Annotated in this window: 14 protein-coding genes; 6 read left to right on the top strand and 8 right to left on the bottom strand. The window is 62.3% G+C overall.

The genetic code is table 11. The annotated features are described in order from the left end of the window. Window positions 1-25: 25 nt before the first annotated feature. From AACH39_RS00155 to pcnB, 3 genes are read right to left on the bottom strand one after another with little or no spacing between them, the layout of a single operon-like run. A complete protein-coding gene (locus AACH39_RS00155; protein ID WP_215777016.1) occupies window positions 26-652 on the bottom strand; it encodes a deoxynucleoside kinase in 627 nt (208 codons plus the stop codon). After that, window positions 649-1,152 carry a 2-amino-4-hydroxy-6-hydroxymethyldihydropteridine diphosphokinase gene (gene folK, locus AACH39_RS00150; RefSeq protein WP_215777019.1) on the bottom strand — a complete coding sequence of 168 codons (504 nt, stop codon included), beginning with the start codon at window positions 1,150-1,152 and terminating at the stop codon, window positions 649-651. The genes AACH39_RS00155 and folK overlap by 4 nt, the downstream gene beginning before the upstream one ends. Then, on the bottom strand, window positions 1,149-2,492 hold the full coding sequence (gene pcnB, locus AACH39_RS00145) for a polynucleotide adenylyltransferase PcnB (RefSeq protein ID WP_338620653.1): 1,344 nt from the start codon (window positions 2,490-2,492) through the stop codon (window positions 1,149-1,151). The genes folK and pcnB overlap by 4 nt, the downstream gene beginning before the upstream one ends. 447 nt (window positions 2,493-2,939) lie before the next feature. Here pcnB and AACH39_RS00140 point away from each other — a divergent pair, with 447 nt between their 5' ends. The 4 genes from AACH39_RS00140 to AACH39_RS00125 all read left to right on the top strand — a co-directional run bounded on the left by AACH39_RS00140 (window position 2,940) and on the right by AACH39_RS00125 (window position 6,365). Beyond that, window positions 2,940-3,242 (top strand): hypothetical protein, encoded by a 303-nt coding sequence (locus tag AACH39_RS00140; protein WP_338620652.1) that lies wholly within the window; start codon window positions 2,940-2,942, stop codon window positions 3,240-3,242. A gap of 75 nt (window positions 3,243-3,317) precedes the next feature. Beyond that, window positions 3,318-4,712 carry an MATE family efflux transporter gene (locus AACH39_RS00135; protein WP_215777028.1) on the top strand — a complete coding sequence of 465 codons (1,395 nt, stop codon included), beginning with the start codon at window positions 3,318-3,320 and terminating at the stop codon, window positions 4,710-4,712. 3 nt (window positions 4,713-4,715) lie between these two features. Continuing rightward, complete coding sequence (gene murB / locus AACH39_RS00130) at window positions 4,716-5,744, top strand: UDP-N-acetylmuramate dehydrogenase (RefSeq protein ID WP_215777031.1); 1,029 nt, start codon at window positions 4,716-4,718, stop codon at window positions 5,742-5,744. A gap of 18 nt (window positions 5,745-5,762) precedes the next feature. Beyond that, window positions 5,763-6,365 (top strand): HAD family phosphatase, encoded by a 603-nt coding sequence (locus tag AACH39_RS00125; protein WP_215777035.1) that lies wholly within the window; start codon window positions 5,763-5,765, stop codon window positions 6,363-6,365. A gap of 6 nt (window positions 6,366-6,371) precedes the next feature. Here the strand turns inward: AACH39_RS00125 and AACH39_RS00120 are convergent, their stop codons facing one another. Next, window positions 6,372-6,749, bottom strand: coding sequence for an MAPEG family protein (locus tag AACH39_RS00120; protein ID WP_338620651.1), 378 nt, complete (start codon window positions 6,747-6,749; stop codon window positions 6,372-6,374). Window positions 6,750-6,768: 19 nt separating this feature from the next. Next, window positions 6,769-7,443: an energy-coupling factor ABC transporter permease gene (locus AACH39_RS00115; RefSeq protein ID WP_338620650.1), complete on the bottom strand. Its 675-nt coding sequence runs from the start codon at window positions 7,441-7,443 to the stop codon at window positions 6,769-6,771. A 108-nt stretch (window positions 7,444-7,551) separates the two neighbouring features. Between AACH39_RS00115 and nadC the strand changes: the two genes are divergently transcribed. Both nadC and AACH39_RS00105 read left to right on the top strand, forming a co-directional pair. Then, on the top strand, window positions 7,552-8,394 hold the full coding sequence (nadC, locus tag AACH39_RS00110) for a carboxylating nicotinate-nucleotide diphosphorylase (RefSeq protein WP_338620649.1): 843 nt from the start codon (window positions 7,552-7,554) through the stop codon (window positions 8,392-8,394). An 87-nt stretch (window positions 8,395-8,481) separates the two neighbouring features. Further along, complete coding sequence (locus AACH39_RS00105) at window positions 8,482-10,365, top strand: diguanylate cyclase (protein WP_215777049.1); 1,884 nt, start codon at window positions 8,482-8,484, stop codon at window positions 10,363-10,365. Window positions 10,366-10,369: 4 nt separating this feature from the next. Here AACH39_RS00105 and AACH39_RS00100 read toward each other — a convergent pair whose 3' ends face one another. The 3 genes from AACH39_RS00100 to rho form a co-directional block, all read right to left on the bottom strand. After that, complete coding sequence (locus AACH39_RS00100; RefSeq protein ID WP_215777052.1) at window positions 10,370-10,984, bottom strand: CoA pyrophosphatase; 615 nt, start codon at window positions 10,982-10,984, stop codon at window positions 10,370-10,372. Window positions 10,985-10,986: 2 nt separating this feature from the next. Then, the gene (locus tag AACH39_RS00095) at window positions 10,987-11,631 is read right to left on the bottom strand and encodes a trimeric intracellular cation channel family protein (protein ID WP_252346065.1); all 645 of its coding nucleotides are present in this window, start codon (window positions 11,629-11,631) and stop codon (window positions 10,987-10,989) included. Between the two features lie 83 nt (window positions 11,632-11,714). Further along, window positions 11,715-12,971: a transcription termination factor Rho gene (gene rho, locus AACH39_RS00090; protein ID WP_215777055.1), complete on the bottom strand. Its 1,257-nt coding sequence runs from the start codon at window positions 12,969-12,971 to the stop codon at window positions 11,715-11,717. Between the last annotated feature and the right edge of the window lie 106 nt (window positions 12,972-13,077).

Genomic DNA, 13,077 nt, shown 5'->3' with positions numbered 1-13,077 from the left:
CCCATCATCCTCGTGGCGTCGGAACTCAGACGCTTTTATTGAAGTAGCTGCGTTGTCCGCGCATCTCGTTGATGCAGCGCAACAATAAATCAAAATCTTCCTGATTATCAATCAGATTCAGGTGGTCGGTATTGACGATCAACAGCGGTGCCGCCTCGTAGTCATAGAAGAACTGGCTATAGGCCTCATGCACTCGCTTGATGTAGCCATCGGGGAAGCTGGCCTGCTCGCGTGCCGCCAGCCGGCTGTTCAGTGTGTCCGGCGAGGCCTCGAGGTAGATCACCAGATCGGGTACCGGATGTTCGACCTGCAGGGCGGCCGCCAGACGGCGGTACAGCGCCAGCTCGTCGCGATCCAGATTGATGCCGGCAAACAGGTCATCGCGCTCGAACATGAAGTCGGCCACCCGCGGCTGATTCATCAGTTCGCCATGCTGCATCTGGGCCGCGATTTCACGCCGCGCCAGCATGAAGCTGAGCTGCGCCGACAGGGCATGGTGCTGGAACTGGCTGTAGAAGCGCGGCAGGAAGGGGTTTTCCTCCGGACGCTCGGCCACCAGCTGCATGCCCCAGTGATCGGCCAGGCGTCGGGCCAGCGTTGATTTGCCGGCACCGATCGGGCCTTCCACCACCACGTAGCGTTTGGTATTCATTCAGGTCTCTCGTTGTCGTCGGCCGGCAGGCGTTCAATGCCCTCCGGCACAAGGCGTGCCGCCAGTTCGCCGACCAGACCATGGGCGCCCAGCGACAAATCGGCCGCCAGTTCCGCCAGCGGCAGCAGGACGAAGGCACGTTCATGCATGCGCGGATGCGGCAGGGTCAGCTCGGTCGTCTCGAGGGTAGTGCCGGCCATCCACAGCAGATCCAGATCCAGGATGCGTGGTGCGTTGCGGAAGCTGCGAACCCGGCCGAAGCCGGCCTCGATGTCCAGCAGGGCATGCAGCAGGTCAAGCGGGGTCAGTTCGGTGTCGAGTTCAGCGACGGCATTGATGAAATCAGGCTGGTCGAGGTAGCCGACCGGTGCGGTACGATACAGTGCGGAGGTCTGCAACAGCCGGGTCGCCGGCAACAAGGCAAGGGCCGCAAAGGCGGCCCTGATCTGTTGTGCCGGGTCCTGCAGATTGCTCCCCAGCGCGACAAAGGCACGCGTCATGCATCGCTCTCCGGCGTGCCCCCGCCGGCACCGGGTTTGCGGCGACGGCGCGGACGACGCTTGCGCGGTGCACGGGCTTCGGCAGTATCACCGACCTTGGCTTCGTTCATCAGCGCTTCACGTTCTTCGGCATCACCGTGCTGGAACTCGGACCACCAGGTCACCAGACTGCGCGGCACTTCACCGGCCTCCGCACGCAGCGCCAGGAAGTCATAGGCGGCACGGAAGCGCGGTTGTTCGAGGAAGCGATAGGGACGCTGGCCGATGCGGCTGTCGAAGCGCGACTGCAGGGTCCAGATCTCACGCATGGTCACGCTGTAGCGCCGTGGAATCGCCAGGGCTTCATCCTGCTCGCCTTCCACCTCGCCGATGGCATGCAGCAGCGCCGGCAAGGCACGCTCGCCGCGTTCCTGCAGCGACTGCCAGCGCTGATTCACCTGACGCCACAGCAGTGTGGCCAGCAGGAAACCGACCGAGATCGGCTTGTCTTCACGAATGCGGGCATCGGTGCTGGCCAGGGCCAGCTTGAGGAAGCGGTGATCATCGCTCTCGTCGCCGAGTACGGCGTCCAGCAGCGGGAAGGCCCCGTGGGACAGTCCTTCGTCACGCAATTTCATCAGACAGGCATAGGCATGTCCCGACATCAGCAGCTTGAGCATTTCGTCGAACAGACGGGCGGCCGGTTCGCGCTTGAGCAGGTGGGCATGCGAACGGATCGGCTTTTGCGTGTGCTCGTCGATCTCGAACCCCAGCTTGGCGGCGAGACGCACGGCGCGCAGCATGCGTACCGGATCTTCCTGATAACGCTTGGCCGGCTGGCCGATCATCACCAGCTTGCGGGCCTTGAGGTCCTTGACGCCGTGCTGGTAGTCAATGATGGTTTCGGTCGACGGATCATAGAACAGGGCATTGACGGTGAAGTCGCGCCGGTGCGCGTCCTCTTCCTGGCTGCCGTAGCTGTTGTCGGCCATGATGCGGCCGGTTTCATTGGTGTCGTTGATGCTGCCGCCGCGGAAGGTGGTCACCTCGATGGTTTCCGGCCCCATCATCACGTGCACGATGCGGAAGCGGCGGCCGATGATGCGGGAACGACGGAAACAATGATGGACCTGCTCGGGCGTGGCATTGGTCGCGACGTCAAAGTCTTTCGGGACGACGCCGAGCAGCAGATCGCGCACGGCCCCGCCGACCACGAAGGCGGCATAGCCGTCTTCCTGCAGACGTGTGGTGACCTTGAGCGCAGCGCGACTGATTTGCTCGCGGCGAACGCCATGCTGCGCCAGCGGAATCACACGCGGGCGGGCCCGACCTTTGCCCAGGCCTGCGGGCAGTTCGAGCATTTTTCGGAAAAGCTTGCGGATCATGAGGGATAGGTTTTGTTGGGTGGATGCGCCGGGGCGTCAATCTCAAGTGCCGGATTATAGCCTGATTCCGATCCGAATAAATACCCGTTTTGTCTTTATCCGATCTCCATTTCCGGGCTTGACAGTAAGATGCTGCCGTCGGATGATGGAACAGCGCCGATTTGAAACAGCTTGCGGGCGCGGTAAAAATGCCAGCTAAAGCGTCTGAAACGGATCAACACCCGCTTCGCGTCATGGCAAAGCGGGTTTTGTTTTGGGCGGTTATCCCGCCGTTTTGCATGACACACATGTAGTTTTGGCCTCCTGACCGGGGCCGGCGCCGAGTTAATCGACAACTTGCAGGGCGCTTGAAAATCCTGCTAAAGCGTCGCCTGGCAGTCGTGGCCGGGCGCGCAAGCCCCTGAACCGACTGGAGAACTGACCATGTATGACTGCCAGACCGACTCTTGCACCGATTTTTCTTTTGCTTTTTTTGATGCCGTGGGATGCGCTAGACCCCTTGCAGGAACCCTGACCGCCACGCCGGCGACCCCTGACGACGCCGCGAGTCTCTCCGCCCTGTCCACATATGCCAATGGTCTTGGCTATCGCAGCGACCTGGCGGCAGACTCGGTGATCGTGCATGGCATCAGCCTGGCCGATGCGCTGGCACTGAACGCCCGGTTTGCCGAACAGCTGATCATCAGTTGCGACCTGCGGCGTGACCCGCCGGTCCGCTTCGGCTGAGCGCGCTCTCCCGGCAACCCGGCCTCATCCCGGCCGGGCTCGGGTATAATCACCGTTTACCCTGATTGCCGCGACATGCTCTTCGAACTGAACCGTACCCCCCCTGCCCGCCTGCTGGCCGATGCCGGCCAGATCATTCATCTGGCGCTGCCGATGATGATCGCCCAGACGGCACAGGTGGCCACCGGTTTTGTCGATGCCGCCATGTCCGGCCATGTCAGCACCGACGATCTGGCGGCCGTATCGATCGGCTCGAGCATTTTCATCACCTGCTACGTCACGCTGATGGGGCTGGTCACCGCACTCAACCCCATCCTCTCGCACATGCTGGGTGCCGGCCAGCAGGAGGAGATCGGCGAAACCGGCCGTCAGGGCATGTGGTTCGGCCTGTTCATCGGCCTGGCCGGCATGGCGCTGATGCTGGCGATTCAGCCCCTGCTGCGCCCGATCCTGCACATGCCCCCCCAGGTCGAAGACAAGACCATGCTGTTCATTACCGGGACAGCGGTGGCCATGCCGGCCGCCATGGTGCATCGCGCCGTGCACGCCTTTGCCGCCAGCCTGAACCGCCCGCGGCCGATCATGCTGATGAGCATTGCCGCCCTGCTGCTCAACATCCCGCTGAATTACATCCTGATCCACGGCCTGTTCGGCATGCCGCGCCTGGGCGGCGCCGGCTGCGGCTGGGCCACGGCCATGGCATTCTGGTTCAATGCCATCGGCCTGTTGGCCTATGTGGCCTGCAGTCGCCATTTCCGCCCCTATGGCCTGACCAGCCGGTTTTCGCCGCCCTCGCTGCGCGCCTTCCGCGACTTTCTGCACCTCGGCATCCCGATCAGCCTGTCTTTCTTTGTCGAGATCAGCCTGTTTGCCTTCATTGCCCTGCTGATCGCCCCGCTGGGTACCCTGACAGTCGCCAGTCACCAGGCGGCGATGAATTTCTCCAGCATCATCTACATGGTGCCGCAAAGCATCAGCAACGCCCTGACCGTACTCATCGGACAGCAGGTCGGTGCCGGCGATGCCCGCGCCGCCAGGCGCATTACCGGCGTCGGCCTGCTGCTTGGTCTGGCCTGTGCCCTGCTGATCATGCTGGCGATCTTCCTCTGGCGCAGCGACATCATCCGGCTCTATACCGACGATCCGCGCCTGATCGCCATGGGGGCCTCCCTGCTGCTGTTCGCTGCCGTCTATCAACTGACCGACTCGACCCAGACGATTGCGTCGGGCGCCTTGCGCGGCTACAAACTGACCCGCATCCCGATGGCGATTCACATTTGCGCCTTCTGGGGAGTCGGCCTGGGCCTGGGCATCCTGCTCGGCCTGACCAGCTGGCTGACGGCACGGCCGCTGGGCGTGTACGGATTCTGGACGGCACTGGTGATCAGCCTGAGTGCCGCCGCCGTTTTTCTGATTGTCTATCTGGCGCGGCAAAGCCGTTTGCACCTTGCCGGCGCCACCGGGGAGTAAGACGTGAGCCTGTCGTTCACCGACAACGCGCCGCTGAAGGCGCTCAACACTTTCGGCATGGATGTCCGTGCCCGACACTTCCTGCGACTGAGCGCGCTGGAGGATCTGCCCGCCCTGCTGGCCAGCGAACCCTACCGCCGGGGACCGGTGCTGTGGCTGGGCGGAGGCAGCAACCTGCTGTTCACCCGCGACCATCCCGGGCTGGTGGTCCAGGTGGCGCTGAGCGGGCGCCACGAGCTCGACAGCGATGACGAGACCGTGCTGGTCGAAGCGGCTGCCGGCGAAAACTGGCATGAATGGGTGCAGTACACCCTGCAGCAGGGCTGGTACGGACTGGAAAATCTCAGCCTGATTCCCGGCTCGGTCGGCGCCTGCCCGGTGCAGAACATCGGCGCCTACGGTGTCGAGGTGCGCGAGCGCATTCACGAGGTGGTATGCGCCGATCTGCAGGACGGGGGACGAACCGTGGTGCTGAGCAATGCCGAGTGCGCCTTCGGCTACCGCGACAGCCTGTTCAAGCATCAGGCCGCCGGCCGCTATCTGATCTGCGCCGTACGCTTCCGCCTGTCGCGCCGCCCGCAAATCCGTGCCGCCTATGGCGATATCGAGCGCGAGTTGCAACAACTGGCCAGCTGGCCCCACCCGACGCCGGCCGACGTCAGTCAGGCTGTGGTCAGCATTCGTTCAGCCAAGCTGCCGAATCCGCTGGTGCTGGGCAATGCCGGCAGCTTCTTCAAGAACCCGGTGGTGCCTGAGGCCCTGGCCGATCAGCTGGCAGCACAGTACCCGCGCCTGCCGCGTTACCCGGCAGCCAATGGCCAGTGCAAACTGGCCGCCGGCTGGCTGATCGAACAGGCGGGCTTCAAGGGATACCGCCAGGGAGATGCCGGCGTACATGAACGTCAGGCGCTGGTACTGGTCAATCATGGCTCGGCCAGCGGCAGCGAGATTCGCGCCCTGGCACAGCGCATCCAGGATGAGGTCGAGCAGCGCTTCGGCGTCCGCCTGGAGCCCGAGCCGGTGATCATCTGACACGAAAAGGGAAAAGGCATGGAAATCGATGTTTTGCTGTTTGATCTGGGCGGCGTCCTGGTGAAATGGGATGGCACCACCCCGCTGGTCGAACTGACCGGGGGCAGGCTCGACCGCGAAGCCGCCCGCCAGTTCTGGCTGACCTCTCCCTGGGTTGGCAAGCAGGACCTCGGGCAGTGCTCGGTCGAGGCATTCGCCGATGGCGCGATTGCTGAGCTGCAGCTGGACATGACGCGCGAAGCCTTTATCGAGGCCTATCTCGGCTGGGTCAGCGGCACCTTCCCCGGCACCCATGACCTGCTGGACAGCCTGAAGGGGCGTTATCGCCTGGCGACCCTGACCAACAACAATGCGGCGCATTTCGACCGCATTGCCCGCGAGCTGGATCTCGGCAAATATTTCGACGACATTTTCGCCTCGCACGAGATCCACATGAAAAAGCCGGATGCCGAGGTCTACCAGTACGTCACCGAACAGCTCGGCGTGGCGCCACAGCGCATTGCTTTCTTCGACGACAATATCGAGTGCATCCTCCCGGCCCGCGCCATCGGCTGGCAGGCCTTCCATACGGTCGGTCTGGCACAGGTCAGGCAGGCACTGGCATCCCTCGGGATACGCTGAATCCGGCTAGCCCCGAGCGGCCAGCACGAACAGAGCCACCACACAGGCAAAACCGCACAGCCAGCACAACGAGCGGGCCGTGGGCAGATTGCGCAGATAGCACAGCCCGTGCCCGACTCGAGCCAGCAGGAAAAGCCCCGCCAGCAGATCCAGCCGCGCCACCGGCACCTTCATGACAAAAGCAACGATCACCGCCGCAGCATAGGGCGAAAATGCCTCCCAGGCATTTTGCTGAGCCCAGTTGGCGCGCTGACGGTGGCCGCTGGCCCGGGCCAGCACCTCGCGCGGCCGACTGTTGTCATAAGGCGCGCCCGCCTTGGCCACACCGGCCCAGATCAGCGGCAGCACGGCGGCAATCAGAATACTCCACAAGGCAAAAGGCATCTTGGTTCTCCGCGGGGCATCAAGGCCCCGAATAGCGATCATTCAAATAACGGGCGTCCTCAAAGGTCAACACCCATTGCGGCCGGTAGACAATCAGAATCGCCATCATCAGGCCGGTGGTAAACGCCTCGGACCAGGCCAGCAGCAGATAGTAGGGCAAGGCCTCATCAAACAGCATGCCCCAGGAATAGGCAGCGGCAGCCCCCAGCACCAGCACGCTCGCCAGTCCGGCCAGCGCCATGCCCACCCCGCCGGCCAGAAAAGCATTCAGGAACAGATAAACAAAATAGTTGGCCGGCAGCAGCCGCTGCGTCAGGCGCAGCCCCAGCCAGCTGGCGCCAATGGGCAGCACGCCACAGCAAAGCCAGACCAGCCCGAGCGATGTCCAATCCCCGCCTGTGGCCAGCACAGCGACCACGATCACCAGGGCGGAGGCCAGCAGCGCCAGTGACGGCCCCATCATCAGTCCGAGCAGGGTCATGCCAAGCAAGTGGTAGCTGAGTCCGGGCAGATAGTCGTCCCGCAGGGTCCACATCACCATTACCAGCACGCAAGCACCCAGCCAGGCATTGGCCTGCGCCGCAGGGATGCGCCGCCAGGCCACGCGGCGTACCCGCCCTGCCAGCACCAGCAGCGCCAGCAGGTTCAGGCCAAGCAGCCATGGCAGTGGGAACAATCCGGCAGGAAAACTCATCAGGACACCAGCAAAAATGATTTGTTTATCATAAGCGATTCATCGAGCAGTGACACCCATGAAATCCGGGCTTTCGGTACAATAGCGCTTTTGCAATCAGGACGAGTGATGGCTACCCTGCCCCCCCTGCATCTCATATCTGCGGATGTCTGCCGCGCACTGAGCGAAGACATCGGCATGGCCGACTGGACGGCCCAGCTGATCGCCGCCCCGACCACGGGCAGCGCTACCGTCATCGCACGCGAGTCGGCCATCCTGTGCGGCAGCGCCTGGTTTGACGAGTGTTTTCGCCAGTTGGACCCGGCTGTCCGGGTCGAGTGGCTCGCCGCCGAAGGGGAACGGGTCACGGCGGGGCAGACCCTGTGTCGTCTGCAGGGGCCGGCACGTGCCCTGCTCAGTGGCGAACGCTCGGCGCTGAATTTCCTGCAGACCCTGTCGGCCGTGGCCAGCTGCACCCGACAGTATGTCGATGCCGTGGCCGGTACCCGCGCGCGGATTCTGGACACACGCAAAACCCTGCCCGGCTTGCGCCTGGCGCAGAAATACGCGGTGACGGTCGGTGGCGGCTGCAACCAGCGCATTGGCCTGTTTGACGGCATTCTGATCAAGGAAAACCACATCATGGCGGCCGGCGGGGTGGCCGAAGCGCTGCGGGCCGCACAGCAGCTGGCACCGGCTCACGTGACGGTTCAGATCGAGGTAGAAACGCTGGCGCAGCTGCAGCAGGCTCTGGCAGCAGGCGCACGCCTGGTGCTGCTGGACAATATGAGCCACCAGACCATGCGCGAAGCCGTGGTCATGGCGGCGGGACAAGCGGAGCTGGAGGCCTCGGGCGGGGTCGATCTGCAGACGGTGCGCGCCATCGCAGAAACCGGCGTCGACCGGATTTCCATCGGCAAACTGACCAAGGATGTCCAGGCCATCGATTTGTCGATGCGCTTTCAGTCCTGAGCGGACAGGCCAGCCATCTCGGACTGGCCTGCCCCCGCTTACCGGCATGGTATACACTGAACTACTGCTTAGCTTGAGTGGCATACCATGGAAAAAGCCGCCGCGCGCGCTCTCCCGGCTGCATTCGGCATCAAACTGGCCAGTACGCTGTTCCTGCTGTCCTTTCTGTTCCTGCTCGGCTTTGACCTGGCCCGCGACCAGTATCGCCGGGAACAGGAGGCCGTTCAGCGGATCACCTCGGCCAGCGAGCGTCTGACCAGCCAGATCAGCGACACCTTGCGTGATGTCGATCTGGTCTTTGATGCACTGGCCGACAATCCGCTGGTGCTGCAGCAACTCGACCGGCAGGTACTGTCCGGCAGCGAGCACACCATGCTGCAGCATGCCCTGGACGCCGGCATCGAACACATCGCCTATCTGTCGCAGATCCGCATCGTCGACCAACACTGCAATGTGGTGTTCTCCAGCCCGGGCGGTGCCCCCGTCTCGCTGCAACCCTCCTCGGCCTGTCTGTGGCTGCATGGGCCGAAACGCCCCAATGACACCCATTTCACGGCAGCCAGCCTGCGTGGCAATACCGGGGTGATCGTGCACGCCCAGGGCATTTACGATCAGCGACACCAGTTACTCGGCATGATCATGGCCGACATCAGTGAAACCTCGCTGCAGCCGCTGTTTGCCGACATGGGCATCGGTGAGTACGGCGAGGTGCGCATTCAGGACCGCCAGCGGCAGTTGGCTGCCTTCTGGCCCAACGATCCGGCGATGCGGCTCAAACCCCTGCCGCAGAATGATGCCAGACAGCCGATTCTGCGCGAGAACAAGCAGCAGCTGTATGAGGCCCCCTCCCCGCGTGACAACCAGCCGCGCCTGTACAGTGAGCGCTCACTCGACAATTACCCGCTGATCATCACCGTGGGCATGACACGTCATCACGAGCGCGGCGACCTGATCTGGCAGTTGGCCACCTACACCATGGCCTGGGGCATGCTGGCCATGCTGGTCATGTGGGCGACGCGGCGACAATTGCGCCACCTGCGCATCCGGGAGCAATTGCTGAGCTGCAGCGAAGCCCTGCATGAGAGCGAGGCACGCTGGCGCGACATTCTGTCCTCACTGCCCGTGGCGGTGCTGCTGGTGGACATTGACGACGAACGGATTTTCTATGCCAATGCCGCGGCCCGGCACATGCTGGCGCTGGGCGGAGAAGACAGTGACTGGCATGGCGCCGAGCCCGGCAGTCCGGCCCCCCAGTTGCATATCAGCCCCCTGGCAGAATGGTTGCGTCAGGGGCATCTGGCGCATCAGCAGGAAGTCGAGATCCGGCTGGAAACCGGCTGCAAACGACTGGTCCGGGTCAGCATGCACAATCTGCGGCTGCAGCAAAAATTGCGCTGCATGATGGTGCTGGAGGATCGCACCAGCTATCAGGATCTGACGGCATCGCTCGCGGACAGCCGACAACGGATTGAAGAGATGGCCCGCACCGACATGCTGACCCGGCTGGTCAATCGCAAGACCGCCGAGCAGAGCCTGATCTACGAAATGAATCGCTGCCAGCGCTATGGTCTGCCGCTGACCATTGCGCTGTTCGGCATCGACCAGTTCCGCGCCTTCAACGAGCAATATGGCCGCCTGGCCGGTGACAATGTACTGATTGCGGTGGCCAACGAGCTGCTCGACAGCACGCGTTCAACCGATATCTGCGCCCGGATCGCCGGTGAGGAGTTCATGGTGATCTTTACCAACACGCCGATGAAGTATGCCCATCGGGTGATGGAACGCATTCGCAGCAAGATCGCCACCACCATTTTTCCGTTTGCCGAACACAGCATCACGTTCAGTGGCGGCATGACCAGCTGGCGCCTGGGCGACAGGCTGGATGACATTACCCGGCGTGCCGACAAGCTGATGCAGCAGGCCAAGGCCGACGGGGTCAATGGCCTGCTGTGCGACGAGGAGACGGACTGAGGATTCAGGCGTAGGGCGGATCGTTGAGGGTCAGCGCCAGCAGGCGCAGCATGGCGGCGGTTGCGCCCCAGATAAAGCGATCCTGCCAGGTGAGTGACAGATAGTAACCCTGCAGGCCGTCGCGCTCGAAAGCATGGCGCTGGTATTGATCCAGTGCCAGAGCGGGAGCCAGAGGGACCTCGAAGATTTCGGCCACCTCCCCCGGGTCTGCCTGCAGACGCATTGCCGGATCAACCAGTGCCACCACCGGTGTCACGGCAAACCGGGTAATGGTGACAAAACGCGGCAAAGTGCCCAGGACCTGCACATGCCGGCGCGCCAGACCAATTTCCTCTTCGGCCTCGCGCAGGGCGGCCTCGACCGGGCCGGCATCCTGCGCTTCCAGCTTGCCACCGGGAAAGCTGATCTGCCCCGGGTGGGTCGGCAGGTGCTCACTGCGGCGCGTCAGCAGCACCGTCGGCCCCGCCTCGTGCCAGACCAGACCGATCAGCACCGCTGCCGGACAGACCTGCTCAAAGGCGTGACGCGGCGGCATGGCTTCGCGCCAGCTGTCATCCGGTCCATGTGCCAGCCGCGCGCCGATCCATTCGGCCGCCGCCTGCCTGTCACTCGGCAACATGTTTATTCCTTGTCTCCCACCACCCCGATCTTCGGCAGGGTCATATCGCCCCAGTGCCCGATCAGGCGGATCGCCAGACCGATAGCAAAGAGCAATTGCAAGCTCAGATAATTGACATACACCAGTTGATCCAGCACATACAGGCCGCCGGCCACCAGAATCGATACCGTGCCATAGAAGTCTTCATGCAGGATGAACGGGATGTCATTGACCATCATGTCCCGCACCACCCCGCCGCCGACTGCCGTGATGAAACCGAGCAGGACCACGCCAAAGGCGTTGAGGTCATACATCAGGCCAACTTGCGCGCCGGTAATGCTGAAGGCGACCAGCCCGAGCGAGTCGGCCACGATGAAGGCACGATAGAAGGTCTGGCTCTCGCGTTTGTGCAGCCCGGTCATCCACGACAGCAGCAGGGTGATCGAAATGATCACCACGTTGGTGTAATCGTAGAACACCACCGGCACCCGGTGAACCAGAACATCGCGAATAATCCCGCCGCCGATACCAGTCAGCAGGGCCACAATCAGGATGCCGAGCAGATCAAGACGCTTTTTCACCCCGACCAGATAGCCGGAAAAGGCAAAAGCGACCGTACCAATGGCGGAGATCCACTCCATTAAATTCAAGCGAGATGCAATATCCATTTTCTTATTCGTCTGACAGCGGTGACAGCGGGATGAAAAAACGCCAGGTAGCGACCTGGCGTTGGCAATGATGTTTTCCTGCCTCAGCGACGCATCGAGTCGAAGAAGGCAGAGTTGGATTTGGTGGCGCGGATCTTGTCCTGCAGAAACTCCATCGCGTCCAGATCATCCATCGGGTAGAGCAGCTTGCGCAGCACCCAGATGCGTTGCAGCTTTTCCTGCGGAATCAGCAGCTCTTCGCGGCGAGTACCCGAACGGTTGATGTTGAGCGCCGGGAAAATCCGTTTTTCCGCCATCCGGCGGTCGAGGTGGATTTCCATGTTGCCGGTACCCTTGAATTCTTCGTAGATCACGTCATCCATGCGCGAGCCGGTATCGATCAGGGCCGTGGCAATGATGGTCAGCGAACCACCCTCTTCGATATTGCGCGCCGCACCGAAGAAGCGCTTCGGACGCTGCAGGGCATTGGCGTCGACACCGCCGGTCAGCACCTTGCCGGAAGCCGGCACCACGGTGTTGTAGGCACGCGCCAGACGGGTGATGGAGTCCAGCAGGATGACCACGTCCTTCTTGTGCTCGACCAGGCGTTTGGCCTTTTCGATGACCATTTCGGCCACTTGCACGTGACGGGTGGCGGGTTCGTCGAAGGTGGAGGAGACCACTTCGCCACGCACCGAGCGTTGCATTTCGGTCACTTCTTCCGGACGTTCGTCGATCAGCAGCACGATCAGTTCGACTTCGGGGTGATTGGCCGTGATGGCATGCGCAATATGTTGCAGCATCACGGTCTTGCCGGACTTGGGCGGCGCCACCAGCAGACCGCGCTGACCCTTGCCGATCGGGGCGATCAGATCAATGATGCGGCCGGTGAAGTTTTCTTCGGCACGAATATCACGTTCCAGATGCAGCGGCTCGGTCGGGAACAGCGGCGTCAGGTTTTCGAACAGGATCTTGTGCTTGGAGTTTTCCGGGGCATCGTGGTTGACCTTGTCAACCTTCACCAGGGCGAAGTAGCGTTCGCCATCTTTCGGCGTGCGGATCTCGCCTTCGATCGAATCGCCGGTATGCAGATTGAAACGGCGAATCTGACTCGGGCTGACATAAATGTCATCGGGGCCGGCCAGATACGAGGTGTCAGGGCTGCGCAGGAAACCGAATCCGTCCGGCAGTACCTCCAGCGTCCCCTCGCCATAAATGCTTTCGCCCTTTTTGGCCTGGTTTTTCAAAAGCGCGAAGATCAGATCTTGCTTGCGCAACCGGTTGGCACCGTCGATCTCATTGGCAATAGCCATTTCGACGAGCTGGGTAACAGGAAGGTGTTTCAGGTCAGATAAATGCATAGCAGCCGGTTTCGACTCGAGTACGATTGGCGAGAGGGATGTTTGTTCTTCAAGAGGTGTGGACAGCAGATACGACACGGGCGACTTCCGCCGCCCGCTTAAGAAT

This window comes from Paludibacterium flexuosum (assembly GCF_037076605.1).
GTDB lineage: Bacteria > Pseudomonadota > Gammaproteobacteria > Burkholderiales > Chromobacteriaceae > Paludibacterium.
The sequence above is the reverse complement of the archived record's forward strand: the minus strand, read 5'-3'. Positions and strand labels throughout refer to the sequence as shown.